The organism is Francisella uliginis (genome assembly GCF_001895265.1).
Classification (GTDB): Bacteria; Pseudomonadota; Gammaproteobacteria; order Francisellales; family Francisellaceae; genus Francisella; species Francisella uliginis.
In genome coordinates this window covers 1,101,009-1,119,325 of record NZ_CP016796.1, presented here as the reverse complement: position 1 = coordinate 1,119,325, position 18,317 = coordinate 1,101,009, and the positions used below count along the sequence as shown (strand labels likewise).

Genomic DNA, 18,317 nt, shown 5'->3' with positions numbered 1-18,317 from the left:
TTTAATAATTAATTAGCTATTATCTATATAATTTGAATTTAATTATACTTAAATAAATATGCTTAAAAAAGAAGATTTTAAAACGATTTTACTTACTAGTATCGGTGGAATGCTTGAGTTTTATGATTTTGTAATATTTGGTATGTTTGCAATCGTATTAGGCAGTACTTTCTTTCCACATGAAGGATCACCCGCTTTAGAGGCACTATATGCTTTTACTGTTTTTGCAGTGGGATATTTTGCTAGACCAATAGGTGGTATATTCTTTGGTCATATAGGCGATAAGTTTGGGCGTAAAAAATCTTTTATATTAACTATATTGTTAATGGGGTTAGCATCATTTTTTATCGCATTATTACCTTCTTATAGTAGTGTTGGGATTTTAGCTACATTATTATTTGTTTTGTTGCGTATTATTCAAGGAGCCGCAATTGGTGGTGAGATTCCAAGCGCTGTTGTATTTGTTAAAGAGACTTTAATAAAACACGGTGGTTTAGCTTGTGGTATTATATTTTGTTTTATTAATTTTGGAATATTTTTTGCTGAAATTACAAAAGTAGTTACAACATACTTTTTAACAGATCAATATGCTTGGCGGGTTGCTTTTATGCTTGGAGGTATTGCCGCGATTATTAGCTATTTTTTTAGAAAAGAAATAAGTGAAACAGAAACCTTTTTAAACAAAAAGATTGAACATAAAGTTCCAATAATAAGTCTATTTAATACAGAAAAATTAGCTATGGTTAGAGCAATCGCAGCTATATCAATATTTGCAATGGTTGTTGGGTTTTTCTCTCTTTATTTACCTACTTATTTTAAACTAAATAACATATCTAATGCTTCTAATTTAATCTTATTAAACTTATTTGTTTTTTCTGTTATTTCAATACCAGCAGGATATTTGGCAGATAAGTTTGGAGCATTAAAAATCCTTTTTGTTGGAGGCATTGGATTGTTAATCTTTGGAAGTGCTTTTTACTACGCTATAGTAATAAATTCTCACTACTTAATCATATTTATGTTAATCAATAATATTTTTATGGGTCTTACTGTTGGTGTGGCTGCAAACTATGCAAGTACTCTTTTTAGTCCTAGTGTTCGTGCTAGTGGTTTAGGCTTTACTTATAATATTAGCTTTGCAGTTTTTAATGGGGCATTTTTAGCTTTAGCAAGTTTTGGAGTTGCTGAAGGAGTTATGTTAACACCTCTATACTTAATTTTAGCAGTGGTAATTATTTCTTTACTTATCTTAATCTTTACTAAAAAATCATACTAAAACATTGCTATATAGATTATTAGCGATATGTTAAAATTTAGTTATTAGCTTCAAATTAGTGTAAAAAATATGGATAATTTTATATCTGGAGTAATATACTTATTAGAAGCAAATTCTATTTTATTTATTTGCCAAGTTTTTACTATATTTGTCGTTTTAAAACTTATAGTAGATAAAAAATCTGCATCTAATATTATAGCTTGGCTCTTAGCAATATTATTTATTCCTTATGTTGCAATACCCTTTTTCTTTATATTTCAGCGCAAAGATAGACGTAGGTTTTGGCAGAAAAAGACTATGAATATAGATAGCTCAGCATCTTTTGAAAAAATTTGTTTAACTAATGATCATTGCCAAGAATTACCTAAAAATGTTATTAATACTTTTTCAAATCTTGATCTACCAACACTTACTATGCATAACAGCTTTGAAATATATACTAATGGGGTTAGATCTTTTGAAGCTTTTATGCAAGCGATCAACTCTGCAAAAAAAAGCATATATCTTCAGACTTATATACTTAAAAATGACACTACATCTAAACTAGTTATAAGTGCATTAGAACAAAAAGCTGCTCAAGGAATTGAGGTTAAAATGATGATTGATTCTCTGGGATCATTCCATGCTTATCTACATAATAAAAGGATATTTCGAAACTTACGTACTTTAGGCGCAGAAATAGTATTTTTCATGCCAATACTTACAAATCCTTTGCGTAACTATATTAATTATAGAAATCATCGTAAGATTTTTATTTTTGATAATAATTTAGCTATGAGTGGCGGTATAAATATTGGTGATGAATATATGTCTTTGGCTTATCATGATGGGATGTGGAGTGATTTGTTATTTAGCCTTCGTGGCGAATCTGTATTACATTTTTTAAAAGTTTTTCGTTCAGACTGGTATTTTGCAACAAATCGTGAGCTAAAGTTTAAAATAGAAAACAACATTTATAATAAGTGTTTTACCCAAGTAGTCCCTTCTGGACCTGATATGAATAAAAATCAGTTATATGCTGGACTTCTAACAGCAATAAATTCTGCACAAGAAAAGCTTTGGATTATAACACCGTATCTAATCCCTTCTTTAGACTTATTACAATCAATAACTCTTGCTAAGTGTCGTGGTGTTGATGTAAAAATAATTACCCCAAAAGATTCTGACCATAAAATAATAAATCGAGCAAGATCAAGTTATATTAGAGATCTATTAAAACATAATATACAAGTACATTTTACAGAGAAAATGATTCATGCTAAAGCTATACTTATAGATTCAAATATTGCGATACTTGGTTCTATTAATCTCGATAATAGAAGTTTATTTTTAAACTACGAAATTGCTACTTTTATATATACTCCTAACGAGGTAAAAAAACTTTATTCGTGGGCTGAAAATATACTTAAAGAATCAAGTCAAAATTCATCACATTTACCGACGAAACGTAGTAGTTTAATAGTAGAAAGTATTATGAAAATTCTCACACCTTTGATGTAATTATAGATACTAAACTATCTAGAATATTTTCACTATGTTAGAATTCATACTTAAGGATTCCTTATAAATGATTTCTATAAATGGAAAATTTCTTTCTAAGCTTATTATATGTAATAGAAGCAAATATTGTTTTGTTTATTTGTCAAGCTTTGACAATTTTAGTTGTATTAAAACTTATTGTAGACAAAAAGTCAGCTTCAAATATTTTAGCTTGGCTTTTAGCTATATTATTTATTCCTTATATTGCAATTCCCTTCTTTTTTATATTTCAACGCAAAGATAAACGAAGTTTCTGGCAAAAAGAAACTATGGATATTAGCCAACCTGCTCTGCAGGAAAGCTGCTTAGTAAAAGAGCATAAGTGTAAAAATCTACCTATGGATATTATCAATGTTTTTTCTAGTATGGATCTACCAACACTTACTGGAAAAAATTCTTTTGAGATATATACAGATGGTGTTAAATCTTTCCAAGCATTTATAGAAGCTATCGATTTAGCAGAAAAAAATATCTATATACAAACTTATGTTTTTAAAAATGATACTACATCTAAGCTTGTTATAAATGCTTTAGAGAAAAAAGCTGCCAAAGGTGTTGAGGTAAAAATGATGATAGATTCACTTGGTTCATTATATGTATATCGTCATAATAAAAAGATATTTAGAAATCTACGCAAGCTAGGTGCTGAAGTTGTCTTTTTTATGCCTGTCTTAACTAATCCATTGCGTAACTATATTAATTATCGAAATCATAGAAAGATATATATTTTTGATAATAAGACTGTATTTAGTGGAGGGATGAATATTGGTGATGAATATATGTCACCAATGGAGCATGAAGGAATGTGGGATGATTTATTATTTAAAATTCAGGGTGAATCATTGCTATATTTTTTAAAAGTTTTTTGCTCAGATTGGCATTTTGCTACAAATCAAGAGCTAGATTTTAAAATAAGTAAAGATATTTCACAAGATGGTTTTGTACAGGTAATTCCATCTGGACCAGATTTGCAAGAGGATCAGTTATATTCAGGGTTAATTACAGCAATAAACTCGGCGAAACATAAATTATGGATTATAACACCCTATCTAATTCCATCTGCTGAACTATATCACTCTATAGTTTTAGCTAGAAAAAGAGGTGTTGAAGTAAAAATTATAACTCCTAAAGAATCTAATCATAAAATAGTAGATAGAGCTAGAGCAAGTTATATTAGAGACTTTTTAAAGTTTGGTATAGATATTCATTTTACAAAAAATATGGTACATGCAAAAGCTGTCTTAATCGATAATAACCTTGCGATGCTAGGCTCTGTAAACTTGGATAACCGTAGCTTGTTTTTGAACTATGAAATAGCAACTTTTATATATAGCCAAAATCATCTAGAACAACTATATGACTGGGCTAATAAAATTTTAAAAGATTCAACTAGAGATACCAATCACTTAACGACAAAGCGTAGTAGTTTACTTATAGAAAGTTTTATGAAAATTTTAACACCTCTTATGTGATCAATTAATTAGTTTTACTATATAATATCTAGTAAAAGCTTAATTACAGTTATAGGAGATATTTTAATGTCTGTAAAAAATAAAGTTACATTAATAACAGGTGCAGCCTCAGGTTTAGGCTTAGGTATGGCAACAGAATTTGCAAAACAAGGTGCAAAAGTTGTAATAGCTGACTTAGATCTAGAAAAGTCGCAAGAAGTAGCTAAAGATTTATCATCAAAATATGATGTGGAAACTTTAGCTGTACAAATGGATGTAACAAATGAAGAACAAGTAAACTCGGGTGTCAATAGTACTGTAGAGAAATTTGGACGTATTGATACAGTTATCAATAATGCGGGTATTCAGATAATATCACCTATAGTAGACTTTAGTATTTCTGCATGGAAGAAATTATTTGATATACATATGACAGGTACTTTACTAGTAACTCAAGCTGCGATGCGACATATGATAGATCTAAAAACTGGTGGTAGAATTATTGTAGTTGGATCGGTTCACTCTGTTCTTGCGTCAAAAAATAAAGCAGCATATGTAGCTGCTAAGCATGCCCAAGTTGGTTTTGTAAGAGCATTAGCAAAAGAAGGTGCTGAACATAATATTTCATCTAATTTAATTGGTCCTGGTTTTGTACTAACACCACTTGTTGAAAAACAAATTCCAGAACAGGCAAAAGAGCTAAATATTTCTGAAGAAGAAGTTGTTAAGAATATTATGCTTGGTGGTACTGTTGATGGTGAATTTACAACTGTTCAAGATATTGCTGATACAGCTATATTTTTAGCTGGATTTAAAACAAATGCTTTGACTGGTCAGAAATTTTTAGTTAGTCACGGCTGGGGAATGTAAACAAGATTAATTTATCTATGTTACTATTAATTAACTTCTTATAATTATCTAAAATAAATGCCTATATCTATTAAAGAAAAATTAGGTCAATTGATTATGATGGATTTTCGCTATTGGGGTGAAAATTCAGACAACCAACCTATTCCTTTTGTAAAAACTAATCAAAAAATTAATAATCTTTTTAAAGATTATAATTTAAGTGGTTTCATTCTCTTTAAAGAAAATTTTCAAACCAACGAACAAACAATTTCTCTTCTAAGAGATATCCAATCAAATGTAACCACCCCACTTTTTTTTGCAACAGATCAAGAAGGAGGTAGAGTTAATCGTATTAAGCAAGGCACAAGTGGCTGTGGCAATATGGCTCTTGCTGCTACAAATAAGCCAGAAAATGCTTATACTATGGCGAAGATTATCGGTGATGAGTTATATAGTTTAGGGATAAATGTAAACTTTGCTCCTGTAATTGATGTTAACTCAAATAAGAATAATCCTATTATTGGAGTTAGAGCATATTCAGATAACCCAGAAACTGTTATAGAATATGCAGAATCTGCTATAGATGGTTACCATGATGCTAAGATTATCGATTGTGTTAAACACTTTCCAGGTCATGGTGATACATCTTCAGATAGTCATCTAGGTAGTGTAAATGTAAATAAAAGCTTAGATAAATTAGAAAAAACTGAATTATTGACTTTTCAAAATTTAGTTAATAAATATAGTATGGTGATGTCGGCACATATCAGTATGCCAGCTTTAGATGATACTACACATAGATCAGTCTCAACTGGTCAAGAAATTGGTATACCAGCTACATTATCACATAATATCATTACAAAATTTTTAAAAGAAAAAATAGGTTTTAAAGGTCTAGTTGTATCAGACGCTATGGATATGAAAGCAATTGCTACACATTTTGGCTGTATAGAAGCTACAAAATTAGCAATATTAGCTGGAATTGATATTGTTCTTATGCCAGTAAGGGTTTGGTATGAGAAAGATGCTTATAAGTTTGTGGAGCTTTTTAGATCTCTTGAAAGTGAGTATATGAAAAATGTAGAGTTTGCTTTAGCGGTAGATAATGCTTATAGCAAAGTTTTGGAGTTTAAACAAAAGCATGACTTGCATAATTCATATATTTATAAACTTTCTCAAGATGAACAAGTTAAAAGAGCTAATTTAACAGTTAATTCAAAAGAACATCAAAAAATATCATTAAGCATAGCAAAACAAAGTACTAGTATAGTTAAAAACTTAGGAATAATTCCATATCAGCTAAAAAATAATCAGAATATCTTGATTATAGATTCAGATAGACAAAGATTGTGTGAGTTTTGTCAGATATTAAAACAAATAACTTATAGTCAGAAGTTAAATATAGATATTATTGCGAAGCATATTGATGATGAGCTTGAAATTAGTATACATAATAGTGACCTAGTTTTACTAATATCTGAAAGTTTAAAGAAGTATAGTCAAAGATACTCTACTCTAACATCTATAGCTCCTGATAAAACCATAAATATAGCTGCTTTAACCCCTTATGATATTGATTATATTGATAATGTGAAAAATTATATTTGTATATATGGGGCAACTTCTGTAGATCAAACAAATTATACAGTTACTTCTTTAAAAATAAATATACAGGCTGCTTTAGAAAATATTTTTTGTAGCTAGATGATTAGAAAGTTTTTGATCCAAAAAATTCAAAATGGATATTTTCATTATTTATACCATCTTTTAATAAACCCTCTTGAATAGAAAACATAAAGTCTGTAGGTCCACAAAAGAAATATTGTGCACTTGAAGCTTCATTTTCTAATTGTTTATTTACTATATCTAAGTTAACTAAACCTAGTTTAGCTTCATCTTTTTCAACATTTTCATAGAAGAAAATAGTCTCTAATCGAGGATTTTCTTTTGTTAATCTTTTTAATAGATCTGCAAATGGATGCTCTAATTTACTTTTTTTACCACAAGCAAAAACTATTCTTCTAGTATTGTTTGTTTTTAATTCAGATAAAAGCATACTTATCAGAGGAGTTATACCAATCCCTGCAGATATAAAAACTAAAGGCGCGTATGATTTTTGTTCAAGATCTAAGAAAAATTCACCAGATGGTGGAGCAACCTCAATAGTATCACCAACATTTATATCATTAAATAAATGCTGTGATATACTACCCTTCTCCTCTTTTTTTACAGTTATTCTTAAATAATCTTCATCTCTAGCAGATGAGATACTATAGTTTCTCATAGTTGTAGTATTTTCATATGGAAATCTTACGGTTATATATTGACCTGGTTTAAAGTTAAAATTTTTAATAGAATCACTTTTTAGATAGAATGAGTATGCATTTACACTTTCTTTTTCTTTTTTTACAACGTTAAACTCTTTGAAATCATTCCAGCCATACTGTTCTAATTTCTCATCATAAATATTTTTTTCACGATTTATTAAAATCTCAGCTAATAAGTTGTATGCTTCAGTCCAAGCAATAATAACATCATCATTATCAGATAAGTTTAATAATTCTTTGATTGATTCTATTAGATTAATCCCAACAATTGGATAATGCTCAGCTTTGATTTGTAAAGAAGCATGTTTTTGCGCAATTAATTCAACAGCCTGACCAAGAGCATCTAAGTTATCAATATTTCTAGCATAAGCTAAGATTGCAGCAGCTAATGCTTCGGGTTGGTTAGAGTTCTTTTGACGAGATAGATTAAAGAACTTTTTAACTTCTGGATTATGTTCAAACATTCTATTATAGAAATGTTTTGTTAGAGCTACTCCATTTTCTTCTAATACAGGAATTGTTGCTTTTATCGTATCTACAGTTTTTTGGCTTAGCATAATTGTTACTCTCTAATTAAACTTAAAACATAATATGCATTATATATGCATATTATATTTGATGCAAATTTATTTTATACTTTCTAAAAATATTTTATAAAATCTAATATATGAATTTAACGTCATTTACTGACTATTCACTAAGAATTCTGATAATTCTAGGATCAAATCCAATGCAAAAATACAAAACTAAGGATTTGGTAAATATCTTAGATATAAAGCTTAATCATGCTACAAAGATTATAAATAATTTATCAAATTTAAATTATATACAATCATATAAAGGTAGATTTGGTGGAATATCAATATCATCTGAAATTTATGATATTAAGCTTTCAGACATCGTTCAAAACCTAGAGCCTATGAATATCGTTGAATGTTTTAATAAAGATAAGCCTCTAAGTTGTCCTTTAATACCAAACTGTAAGCTTAAATTCATATTAAATGAAGCAACTAATGACTTTATGAAAAAACTTGGTAACTATAAGTTTTCAGATATTTGTACAATTAAAGACGATGTTAAGTCATTAACCTAATTAGTATTCTCGTAAAAGAAAGTTTTTGCCAAATCAATCGTTTTTTGAATATCTTCATCACTATGTACTATAGAGATAAATCCTGCTTCATAAGCTGATGGTGCTAAATATACACCGTTATCTAACATATATGCAAAAAACTTATTAAACATACCTAGATTTGTTTTGCCTAAATCTGCAAAAGTATTAACTTCTACTTTATCACTACAGAAGAACAAGCCAAACATCCCACCTAGGCATTTAGCATGAAAGTTAAAATCATACAGTTTTGCTGCTTCATTTAGACCATCTACTAACTTTTGAGCTTTTGATTCAAGTTGAGTATAAAAATCATCTTGTGATATTTTTTCTAAAGTTTTTATCCCTGCTACCATAGCAAGAGGATTTCCTGATAAAGTTCCTGCTTGGTATACAGATCCAGCTGGGGAGATCATTTGCATAATATCTTTACGACCACCAAAAGCTCCTACTGGCATACCACCACCAATAATTTTACCTAAAGTTGTAATATCTGGCTTAACATTATAAATACTTTGAGCACCTCCTAACGCTACTCTAAAGCCAGTCATTACCTCATCAAAGATAAGTAGAGCATTATTTTCATCACATAGCTCTCTAAGCTTAGCCAAGAAGTCATCTTTAGGAAATATCATATTCATATTGCCAGCTATAGGCTCAACTATAATACAAGCAATCTCATCTTTATACTTTTCAAAAAGTGCTTTAATAGAGTTGATATCGTTAAAGCTTGCAACTAAAGTATCTTTAACAACATCTTCAGGTACACCAGGAGAATTTGGTTGACCTAGTGATAGAGCTCCTGATCCAGCAGCTACTAGAAACTCATCTGCGTGACCATGATAGCAGCCTTCAAACTTGATTATCTTATTTTTATTTGTATAAGCTCTAGCAAGTCTAATAGCGCTCATAGTAGCTTCTGTACCTGAGTTAACAAATCGAACTTGCTCAATATTTGGCATAACTTCAGTTATCTTTTTTGCAAGCTCTATTTCTTGTTTACATGGAGCACCATAACTTAAACCATTTTGTAACTGATTTTGCATTGCTTCTAAAACATCTTCATCACCATGGCCTAGAATCATTGGTCCCCAAGATCCTATATAATCTATATACTTGTGCCAATCTACATCATAAAGATAAGCACCTTTTGCTGATTTAATGAATTTTGGGTGATCTTGTCCGACACTTTTAAAAGCTCGTACTGGAGAGTTTACTCCGCCAGGTATGTATTGTTGTGCTTGTATAAATAAATTTTCTGATTCTTGTGTTTTCTTATCCATTTTATTATCCTAATCTAAAGTTTATATTAAATAATTTCACTCTCTAAAATATCTTTTGGAGTAGCCTCAGCTAAAATATTATTTAAAAATCTTATTAAAACAAAAAATACTGCAGCTATTATAAATGCTATCAGTGCCATTACTAAGAATATATGCATATACATTGGGTTTGTAGCTTGATATGACAGTGTAGCAGTACTACTGTTGCTAGTTGATCCAATTGCATAATTTGATATAGGTCCTGCTAAGTTAATACCAAAAGCGACATTTAAAAATAAATATCCTGTAAATAAGCCTTGATGTTTAGGATCCATCATCTCACCTGCCATAGCATAGTTTACAGCATTTACATGAATTTCTCCCATAGCAACAATAATCAATAATAAAATCGGGAAGATAACATTTGATTTGCCTCCGCCAGCTAAAAATATACCTAAAGGTATCATAAGGAAAGCTATTATATATACTGCTAAGCCTTTGACAACCAAAAATCCTGGTTGATATGGATTGTTATTTCTTTGTCTTCTTTTCATTGACATAGCAAGAATAAAACCAAATATAATAACTCCAAGGCTTTCAAACATATTTACTGTAGCTGGTGCCATTGGTATACCAAATAATGATTTTGTTGTGTTAAATTCAACAAAGTTTTCAAGTGCTGTTGATTGTAAGCCTTGAACACAGGCAAAGACCATACTTGCTACTGATAAAATTAGATAAACGTATATTTTTAGCTTATATTGGTGTGACTGTTTCGCTGCAAATATCAGCATAAAAATTAGAATTGCGATAAATGCTACATAGATAAGATATGATGCAAACACCGGATGATGCATTAGAACATAAGCAAAAATTAAGCAACCTATTATAATCAAAGGAGCTACAAAGAATTTCTTATCTAATAAAGAAAATGTTTCAACAAAATATGTAGATTTGTCATTAACATATTTCCATGCAGATAAATGAATAACTGTTGCTATCAATAAACAAATAGCCGCAAAATAAAATGCTGCACTATATGATCCAATACCCTGAAGATATCCCGCAATAAAGAAGCTTGCGACAAAACCAATATTCATAAAGCTATAGTTTACTGAAAATGCTATTCTACGGCGTTTATCATTTTGGTCAAAAAGTTGTGTTAGCATCATATTTATGCAACTAACGTTTAATCCAGATCCGGTAATAAAAGTTGCCATTCCCATCAAAACTATTGCCTTTGTATGTATGGCAATTAAACATAAGCCGACAAATTGTAAAAACAAACTTACAAAAAATAGACCTCTAAAACTTAAGTATCTACCACCGACAGTCCCACCTAAAAAGTGAAATAAGAAATTAATTGCAAAAAAACTAGAAGTAAGTGTATTTGCCTCTGTTTTACTTATACCAATATAATTTGTCAGATAAAAATTCAATAATCCCATCAGCACAGCATAGCCAACTGTCGAAAAAATTTGAATTAAGTTAATATGCAATACTCCTTTAGGAAGTTCTTTATAATTAATCATAAGATTTTATACCTAATAAGTTTAAGTTAAATATATCTTTAAAAAGTTGTTATAATAAAAATAGAAGTTTACTTAACAAATAAGTAGTAAGTATTTTATCTACTCGCTATCCTTACTTTCTTCTCTCATTTTTTCAATTTTTTGTTCTACTGCTTGCATTAATAAACTTGCAGCATTTATTTTTGTAGCTTTATAAATTTCTTGAATACCTGTCGGGCTAGTGATATTAACTTCTGTAAGCTTATCACCTATCACATCGATACCCGCAAACATTACGCCTTGTTTTTTAAGCTTTTTAGCAACTTTCTTAGCTATTTTATAATCACTATCTTTAAGCTCTCTAACCTCAGCTGAAGCACCTGCTGCTAAGTTTCCACGGTTATCTTTTTCACTTGGAACACGAGCTAATAAATACTTTATAGGTTCTCCATTTACTATAAGGACTCTTTTATCGCCATCTTTGATAGATTTTTGATAATCTTGAACCATTATATATCTCGACTGGTGTTCTGTTAGAACTTCTAAAATTACATTTTTATTCTTGTCACCATCTTTGATCCTAAAAATAGAGCTACCTCCCATACCATCTAAAGGCTTAACTATAATATCTTTATGTTTATCATAGAATTTATTAATTTGTTTATAGCTTCTAGTTATTAGAGTATTTGGAGCAAACTTAGGATAGTTCGATATAGCTACTTTTTCATTAAAATCTCTTAGTGCTTGTGGATTATTAACTATTAAAACACCATTTTTTTTAGCTAAATCTAACATATATGTAACATAGATAAACTCCATATCAAAAGGAGGATCTTTACGCATAAATATACAATCTAAATCTAATAAGGAAAAATCATTGTGTTGTGACAGAACTTCATACCAAGTTTGTTTAGACTTATGAATTTTTATCTTAAGAGAATTACCTTTTGGGTCACCATTAATAATATATAAATCATTAAGATAAAATGTATAAACCTCCCACCCCTTATCTTGAGCTGCTTGTAGCATCATAAAAGTGCTATCTTTTGAGATATTAAAAGAGTTTAAATCATCTATTATAAATCCTACTTTCATTATTTATCCTATTTTGTATCCAATATATTTATTTAAATCTTTACCATTTAGAATATCAGCTATTTGTAGCATCTTTTTATTAGGAAATTGCAATTGTTTAAATCTTATAATTTTATCATTAGTACAAACATCAAAACCTAATTTTGAGATATCTAATATAGTTCCAGAGGCTTTGTCACATGATTGTTCTAATATTTCAAACTGCCCTACCTTGACAGTTTGATTATCTAATATAAAAAATGCAGATGGCCAAGGAGTAAATGCTCGAATATGACAACTAATCTGCCAAGAAGTTTTAGCAAAATCAATTAAACCTTCTTGCTTAGTTATTTTATGAGCATACGTTGGTTGACCTTCTTGAGGCTTATGCTCAATTGTTTCAATATTATCTAAAGTTTCTATTAGTGGTTGTATTGATAAACTAGCAAATTTATCATGAAGAGTCTCTGATGTATCAGTATCTTTTATATCTACTTCTAGAATATTTAAAATATCTCCAGTGTCTAAGCCTTCATCCATTTGCATAATACAAATGCCAGTTTTACTATCTCCTGACTGGATAGCTCTTTGGATCGGAGCTGCACCACGCCATTTTGGTAATAATGAAACATGTATATTTAAGCAACCATATTTAGGAATATCCAAAAATGCTTTTGGCACTATAATTCCGTAGGCTATTACAACAATAACATCAGGTTTTAGCTCTTTAATTTGTTCTAAAACTTCTGGATTCTTTTTAAAAGATAATGGTTGAAAAACAGGAGTATTATTTTCTAAAGCAACCTCTTTAACAGGTGAGAACTGAACTTTTTTACCGCGACCTTTTGCTCTATCTGGTTGCGTAAGTACTGCTTGAATATTATGCTCAGTTTCATATAAATCTTTTAGCACTTGAGCTGATATATCAGGAGTTCCAGCGAAAACTATATTTAATTTTCTCATTTCACTTAGTCCCTAAAAGCATATGCTCTTAATGAAACACTACTTAACTCATTTATTTGTCCCTGAGGATATAAGCAAACATATTTAATTTCATCTGCACCATTTGCCGCTGCTAGTTTCATAGCTTTATATAAGTTTTCATCACATAGTTTTTGGAAATCTTTCTGATTACTTACATGCACAGATGTTCTAACTTGTCCTATGTTATCCTTAGTATCACTTTCATAACGTAAATTAAAAACTCTTATTTTACTAGGATCTGTTGCAGGCATTTTTGTTGAATATGCAGGTAAGAAAACACCTTGCACCTCGTAACTACGATTAAAAGTAAAAAAATAAATACAAATAACAAAGATTACCACTAAGATAATCGCATACATCAAGTTTTGCTGAAGTCTTCCCATTAAGTTTTATTTATCAATAATATTTATGCTGGCTTGATTTTACCATATATAGATAATATTGGCTAAACATTAACATAGGCATATCGTTAAAAACCATATCTAAAATAAATAATTGATATTTTAAATAACAAGTATTAACATATTAATACATTTATATATTTAAATATGTTTTCATGAAAGATATAACAAACTTTTTAAAATCTATTTCTGATAAAAATAGGTTAATAATTTTATATATGCTGAATAAAAACACTTTGTGTGTATGTGATATTCAAAAATTTATACCATTAACCCAAGGAGCTTTATCAATTCAATTGAAAAATTTATCTAGTCTACTTAATTCTTTTAAGCAAGGTAAATGGGTATTTTATAGACTTGATAGAAATATTAGTATTCGATATTTAAATATCTTAGAAGAACTTTTTATTGAAATGGATAAAGATGAAGAAGTTCAGAAAATTGTCTCTAAATTAGAAATTTCTGAAGTTTGCAAAATATAAGGAAGAAAAATGAAATTAAAATTTTTAGATAGATATCTAACATTATGGATATTCTTAGCAATGATTATAGGCATATTAATAGGCTATATATTTCCAGATGCTAAAAATATTATTGCCAAATTTGATATTGGATCTGGTAACTGGTTGATTGGAGCAGGATTAATTATAATGATGTACCCTCCTCTTGCAAAAGTTAAATACTCAACAATGCCAAAGATTTTTAAAGATACAAGAATTTTATTTTTATCTTTAATTCAAAATTGGATAATTGGCCCGGTTCTGATGTTTATTTTGGCAATTGTTTTTTTTCATAACCAACCTGCTTTTATGATTGGTTTAGTACTGATAGGTTTAGCAAGATGCATAGCAATGGTGATTGTATGGAATGATCTTGCTAAAGGCTCTAGAGAATATTGTGCTGGATTAGTTGCATTTAATTCTATTTTCCAAATAATATTTTATGCTGCATATGCGTATATTTTTATTACAGTTATTCCAAGATTATTAGGATTTAATATAGGCATTGATATAAATATATCTATGCTAGATATTGCAAAAAGTGTAGGAATATATTTAGGAATACCTTTTTTAGCTGGAATACTAACAAGAGTTATATTAATTTCTCAGAAAGGTGAAAAGTGGTATGTTGAGAGATTTACTCCAGCAATATCGCCTCTTACTTTAATAGCTTTATTATTTACAATAGTTTTAATGTTTACAACAAAAGGAGATCAAATTATTAATCTACCTTTTCAAGTAATAAAAGTTGCTATACCTCTTTTGATATATTTCTTAATTATGTTCTTTATATCATTTTTTATGTCATATAAGTTTAAAGCTACTTATGAGCAAGCAGTATCTCTAAGCTTTACAGCAGCTTCTAATAACTTTGAGCTGGCAATAGCAGTAGCAATATCAGTATTTGGGATAAATTCTATTCAAGCTTTTGTCGGAGTTATAGGCCCTCTTGTAGAAGTGCCTGTTTTGATAAGCTTAGTAAATGTATCTCTATGGCTTAGAAGAAGATATTTTAGTTAGAAATTAGTATCTAATTTCCCAACAATTATGGATATTTTTATTAGATAAGAAATCTCTTGAAAGACATTTTTTATCAATATTTTCACAGTTGAATTTATCAATAATTTCTTGAGACATTTTAAAGCGTCTATAGTTATTTGAGAAATATAGTACACCATCCTTTTTCAGAGAATCCATAGCAAGATTTATAAGTAACTCATGGTCTCTTTGAACATCTAAAATATCATCCATACGTTTTGAGTTTGAGAAAGTCGGTGGATCTAAAAATATTACATCAAACTTCTCAGTATTAGCTTTTAACCAGCCAATACAATCAGCTTGGATAAAGTTGTGTTTTTTATGATCGATATTATTTAGAGTAAAGTTGTTTTTACCCCACTCTAGATATGTATTAGACATATCTACACTAGTTGTTTTAGCGCCTTTTAAAGCACCATGAACACTAGCTGTACAAGTATAACTAAAAAGATTTAACAAAGTTTTATTTTTAGCTGCTTTAGCAACTAGTTGTCTAATCTTACGATGATCTAGGAAAATTCCAGTATCTAAATAATCATCAAAATTCACATAAAACTTAGCATCAAATTCATTTATAACATGAAAATTATTTTTATCATTCTCTTTTTGATATTGCTCTTTACCTTTTTGGCGTTGGCGTACGCGAGTATGAATATTTTCATAAGCAATACCTAAAGTTTTATGTATTTGATATATAGCCTGATAAAATCTTTGTTTAGCAATATTTTGATCTATAGTTGCATCAGCACGATATTCTTGTAAAAACACGTGCTCACCATATATATCTACAGCAACTGCAAAAGTTGGAATATCAGCATCATACAAACGATAGCACTCAACTCCAGCTTGTTTTAACCAAGGTTTTAAACTTTTGAGATTCTTTTTAAGCTTATTTGAAAAATCTATATGCTCATCAGATTTTTGTGCACTTGCTTCTGCTATACGGATATTTTTCTCAAGTTGGCTTTCATGCTTAAATTTTGCATGCTCATTTATATCAAATTGATATAAAACTGTTTCAATAGCACCATTATAAAACTTATTACGTTTTGTAGTACGAAGCTGCATTTCTTTGATTGACTCAGCAAAGCTCGTAAGGATAGCTACTTTCCAGCCGTAAAAATCCTGAGATAATCTATCACCAAAACCATTAAAAATATCTAAAAGTTCATCAAGTTGATCACCGTATAGCCTCTCGCCATAGGGAGGATTTGTAGCTATTAGACCTTGACTATCAAACTCATTTTCAAGATCACGAATGTCTCTGCGTTTGATGCTTATAACATCATCAACATCTGCTTGATAAATATTTTTCTCTGCTTTATCTAAGACATTATTATCAATATCATAGCCTTGAATAATTGCATCCGTAGATTTTTGTGATTTTTTAGCTGAGATTATTAGATCATCCCATAGCGCTTCATCATGAATTTTTGAGTCAAAAATTTTAAATTCTTTATTTAATAAAACAGGAGCAATATTTTTTGCCATTAAGGCTGCTTCTATTAAGATAGTTCCAGAACCACACATTGGATCTATAAGTATAGGCTGATCTTTTTTTAGCTCATCTAACCACCCTGCTTTTAAAAGTATTGCAGCAGCTAGAGACTCTTTAAGAGGTGCTTGGCCTTGGAACTGCCGATAACTACGTTTATGTAAACTATCGATATTTAAACATAAAAACACATTTACAAATTGCTTATGTAAATGAAGCTTGATTACATTACTTGGATTTTCAGTATCGATATCTGGACGCTGGTTTGTTTCATGACGGAATTGATCAACAATTGCATCTTTTGTTTTTTGCGAGACAAACATAGTATTGTTAAAATCATAGTGCTTACCAGAAATTATGATTTTAAAAGATTTATCTACATCAAAGTAACTCATCCAGTTTATAGAAGATATAAAATCATATAAGCTCTGTTGATCAATAACTTTCTCTGTAGCAACTTTTAGCATTACTTGACTAGCTAAGTGTGAATATATACAAACTTTATAAGCTTGTTCTAGTGTTCCTTCGAATTCAACTCCAGCAAGTTTTTCATATGATTTAATATTTAATCTAAGTAATTCGTCTTTTAATAGTAGTTCGATGCCCTTTGCGCAACTAACAAAAAATGTGTATTTTTGCATAGAAAATATAATTTATAGAGATATGGGTTAAATAATATATTAATTAATATAAATAACAATTAGTATTAGGAAAGTTATTTTTTTTGCTTAGTACGAAAAATAATATCCCAAATAGGAAAAGCCACTGAAAAATTTACATTTGGATTAGTATGGTGTACCGCATGATGTAGTTTATACCAGTGTAATATTGATCCCTTTTTAGATCTAACATGGTGAGTTGTGTGATGAACTATAAAATATAGTAGCAAATCCAATAAAAATGCACTAAAAATAATACTAGCATAAGCTATATTAGTAGTAATAACACACAAAGGAATAAAAACACAGACCGTATACACAGGTAGTGATACATACGTAGGACTGCCTATAAGCTCAATTGGCTTATCATGATGTAACTGATGTAATTCTTTAAATACAGGACAATGATGAAAAAGCACTCTATGAATAAAGTACTCAATAAATGATCCAAGAATAACACCTATCATAAATAATATAGCTACAATTCCTATATTAAAGTTAAGTGCTTTCAGACCATAGATAAAAAAGATAATCGCAGCTATTGGATAAATATAGAAATCACTCCAATATCCTGTGCTAAGAATCTTTTTAAATTTAGAAACATTCATAAAGTAGCTGGTAAATTTCTAATAATATTGATACATTCTAAAGCATTTATAGGAATATATAAAATAGATTAACCTAAATTTAAATGTTTTGTTAAAAATATATTGATTTTGAAAGATATAAAACTATAATATCGTCTTACATACTCGCATAGCTCAGTTGGTTAGAGTACTACCTTGACATGGTAGGGGTCACTGGTTCGAATCCAGTTGCGAGTACCAGTAATTTCAATAC

Annotated in this window: 16 protein-coding genes and 1 tRNA gene; 9 read left to right on the top strand and 8 right to left on the bottom strand. The window is 29.5% G+C overall.

Translation table 11 applies throughout. The annotated features are described in order from the left end of the window. Nucleotides 1-58: 58 nt before the first annotated feature. The 5 genes from F7310_RS05265 to F7310_RS05245 all read left to right on the top strand — a co-directional run bounded on the left by F7310_RS05265 (nt 59) and on the right by F7310_RS05245 (nt 6,819). Nucleotides 59-1,276 carry an MFS transporter gene (locus tag F7310_RS05265; RefSeq protein ID WP_072712305.1) on the top strand — a complete coding sequence of 406 codons (1,218 nt, stop codon included), beginning with the start codon at nt 59-61 and terminating at the stop codon, nt 1,274-1,276. Between the two features lie 69 nt (nt 1,277-1,345). Beyond that, on the top strand, nt 1,346-2,776 hold the full coding sequence (cls, locus tag F7310_RS05260; protein ID WP_072712304.1) for a cardiolipin synthase: 1,431 nt from the start codon (nt 1,346-1,348) through the stop codon (nt 2,774-2,776). Between the two features lie 80 nt (nt 2,777-2,856). After that, nucleotides 2,857-4,287 carry a cardiolipin synthase gene (gene cls / locus F7310_RS05255; RefSeq protein WP_072712302.1) on the top strand — a complete coding sequence of 477 codons (1,431 nt, stop codon included), beginning with the start codon at nt 2,857-2,859 and terminating at the stop codon, nt 4,285-4,287. A gap of 66 nt (nt 4,288-4,353) precedes the next feature. Then, nucleotides 4,354-5,136, top strand: a complete 783-nt coding sequence (locus tag F7310_RS05250; RefSeq protein WP_072712301.1) for a 3-hydroxybutyrate dehydrogenase — start codon at nt 4,354-4,356, stop codon at nt 5,134-5,136. A 57-nt stretch (nt 5,137-5,193) separates the two neighbouring features. Beyond that, the gene (locus F7310_RS05245) at nt 5,194-6,819 is read left to right on the top strand and encodes a glycoside hydrolase family 3 protein (RefSeq protein ID WP_072712299.1); all 1,626 of its coding nucleotides are present in this window, start codon (nt 5,194-5,196) and stop codon (nt 6,817-6,819) included. A 4-nt stretch (nt 6,820-6,823) separates the two neighbouring features. Here the strand turns inward: F7310_RS05245 and hmpA are convergent, their stop codons facing one another. After that, nucleotides 6,824-7,999, bottom strand: a complete 1,176-nt coding sequence (gene hmpA / locus F7310_RS05240; RefSeq protein WP_072712298.1) for an NO-inducible flavohemoprotein — start codon at nt 7,997-7,999, stop codon at nt 6,824-6,826. A 110-nt stretch (nt 8,000-8,109) separates the two neighbouring features. On the opposite strand from hmpA, the gene F7310_RS05235 reads away from it, so the two are divergent. Next, nucleotides 8,110-8,535, top strand: coding sequence for an Rrf2 family transcriptional regulator (locus F7310_RS05235; RefSeq protein ID WP_072712297.1), 426 nt, complete (start codon nt 8,110-8,112; stop codon nt 8,533-8,535). Here the strand turns inward: F7310_RS05235 and hemL are convergent. The 5 genes from hemL to fvfA all read right to left on the bottom strand — a co-directional run bounded on the left by hemL (nt 8,532) and on the right by fvfA (nt 13,767). Continuing rightward, nucleotides 8,532-9,836, bottom strand: coding sequence for a glutamate-1-semialdehyde 2,1-aminomutase (hemL, locus tag F7310_RS05230; RefSeq protein WP_072712296.1), 1,305 nt, complete (start codon nt 9,834-9,836; stop codon nt 8,532-8,534). The two genes, F7310_RS05235 and hemL, sit on opposite strands and share 4 nt — an antisense overlap. Nucleotides 9,837-9,862: 26 nt before the next feature. Continuing rightward, nucleotides 9,863-11,347: a peptide MFS transporter gene (locus tag F7310_RS05225; RefSeq protein ID WP_072712295.1), complete on the bottom strand. Its 1,485-nt coding sequence runs from the start codon at nt 11,345-11,347 to the stop codon at nt 9,863-9,865. A gap of 99 nt (nt 11,348-11,446) precedes the next feature. Continuing rightward, entirely contained in the window at nt 11,447-12,421 is a 975-nt protein-coding gene (gene gshB, locus F7310_RS05220; protein WP_072712294.1) for a glutathione synthase, read from the bottom strand. 3 nt (nt 12,422-12,424) lie between these two features. Beyond that, on the bottom strand, nt 12,425-13,363 hold the full coding sequence (gene fmt / locus F7310_RS05215; protein WP_072712293.1) for a methionyl-tRNA formyltransferase: 939 nt from the start codon (nt 13,361-13,363) through the stop codon (nt 12,425-12,427). 5 nt (nt 13,364-13,368) lie between these two features. Next, nucleotides 13,369-13,767: a Francisella virulence factor A gene (fvfA, locus tag F7310_RS05210; RefSeq protein ID WP_072712292.1), complete on the bottom strand. Its 399-nt coding sequence runs from the start codon at nt 13,765-13,767 to the stop codon at nt 13,369-13,371. 173 nt (nt 13,768-13,940) lie between these two features. Here fvfA and F7310_RS05205 point away from each other — a divergent pair, with 173 nt between their 5' ends. Together F7310_RS05205 and arsB are read left to right on the top strand one after the other, a co-directional pair. Then, on the top strand, nt 13,941-14,267 hold the full coding sequence (locus F7310_RS05205) for an ArsR/SmtB family transcription factor (protein WP_072712291.1): 327 nt from the start codon (nt 13,941-13,943) through the stop codon (nt 14,265-14,267). A gap of 9 nt (nt 14,268-14,276) precedes the next feature. Further along, nucleotides 14,277-15,305, top strand: a complete 1,029-nt coding sequence (gene arsB, locus F7310_RS05200; protein ID WP_072712290.1) for an ACR3 family arsenite efflux transporter — start codon at nt 14,277-14,279, stop codon at nt 15,303-15,305. 3 nt (nt 15,306-15,308) lie between these two features. Here the strand turns inward: arsB and rlmKL are convergent, their stop codons facing one another. Together rlmKL and F7310_RS05190 are read right to left on the bottom strand one after the other, a co-directional pair. Next, nucleotides 15,309-17,459, bottom strand: a complete 2,151-nt coding sequence (rlmKL, locus tag F7310_RS05195; protein WP_072712289.1) for a bifunctional 23S rRNA (guanine(2069)-N(7))-methyltransferase RlmK/23S rRNA (guanine(2445)-N(2))-methyltransferase RlmL — start codon at nt 17,457-17,459, stop codon at nt 15,309-15,311. Nucleotides 17,460-17,533: 74 nt separating this feature from the next. After that, nucleotides 17,534-18,085 carry a sterol desaturase family protein gene (locus tag F7310_RS05190; RefSeq protein ID WP_072712288.1) on the bottom strand — a complete coding sequence of 184 codons (552 nt, stop codon included), beginning with the start codon at nt 18,083-18,085 and terminating at the stop codon, nt 17,534-17,536. 142 nt (nt 18,086-18,227) lie between these two features. Here F7310_RS05190 and F7310_RS05185 point away from each other — a divergent pair. Next, a tRNA-Val gene (locus F7310_RS05185) sits at nt 18,228-18,304 on the top strand. Nucleotides 18,305-18,317: the final 13 nt, after the last annotated feature.

Coding starts and splice junctions, on each gene's coding strand:
- hmpA (WP_072712298.1), bottom strand. CDS start 7,999: ATGCTAAGCCAAAAAACTGTAGATACGATAAAAGCAACAATTCCTGTA.
- F7310_RS05245 (WP_072712299.1), top strand. CDS start 5,194: ATGCCTATATCTATTAAAGAAAAATTAGGTCAATTGATTATGATGGAT.
- F7310_RS05190 (WP_072712288.1), bottom strand. CDS start 18,085: ATGAATGTTTCTAAATTTAAAAAGATTCTTAGCACAGGATATTGGAGT.
- F7310_RS05225 (WP_072712295.1), bottom strand. CDS start 11,347: ATGATTAATTATAAAGAACTTCCTAAAGGAGTATTGCATATTAACTTA.
- gshB (WP_072712294.1), bottom strand. CDS start 12,421: ATGAAAGTAGGATTTATAATAGATGATTTAAACTCTTTTAATATCTCA.
- fmt (WP_072712293.1), bottom strand. CDS start 13,363: ATGAGAAAATTAAATATAGTTTTCGCTGGAACTCCTGATATATCAGCT.
- cls (WP_072712302.1), top strand. CDS start 2,857: ATGGAAAATTTCTTTCTAAGCTTATTATATGTAATAGAAGCAAATATT.
- F7310_RS05265 (WP_072712305.1), top strand. CDS start 59: ATGCTTAAAAAAGAAGATTTTAAAACGATTTTACTTACTAGTATCGGT.
- hemL (WP_072712296.1), bottom strand. CDS start 9,836: ATGGATAAGAAAACACAAGAATCAGAAAATTTATTTATACAAGCACAA.
- rlmKL (WP_072712289.1), bottom strand. CDS start 17,459: ATGCAAAAATACACATTTTTTGTTAGTTGCGCAAAGGGCATCGAACTA.
- F7310_RS05205 (WP_072712291.1), top strand. CDS start 13,941: ATGAAAGATATAACAAACTTTTTAAAATCTATTTCTGATAAAAATAGG.
- F7310_RS05235 (WP_072712297.1), top strand. CDS start 8,110: ATGAATTTAACGTCATTTACTGACTATTCACTAAGAATTCTGATAATT.
- arsB (WP_072712290.1), top strand. CDS start 14,277: ATGAAATTAAAATTTTTAGATAGATATCTAACATTATGGATATTCTTA.
- fvfA (WP_072712292.1), bottom strand. CDS start 13,767: ATGGGAAGACTTCAGCAAAACTTGATGTATGCGATTATCTTAGTGGTA.
- F7310_RS05250 (WP_072712301.1), top strand. CDS start 4,354: ATGTCTGTAAAAAATAAAGTTACATTAATAACAGGTGCAGCCTCAGGT.
- cls (WP_072712304.1), top strand. CDS start 1,346: ATGGATAATTTTATATCTGGAGTAATATACTTATTAGAAGCAAATTCT.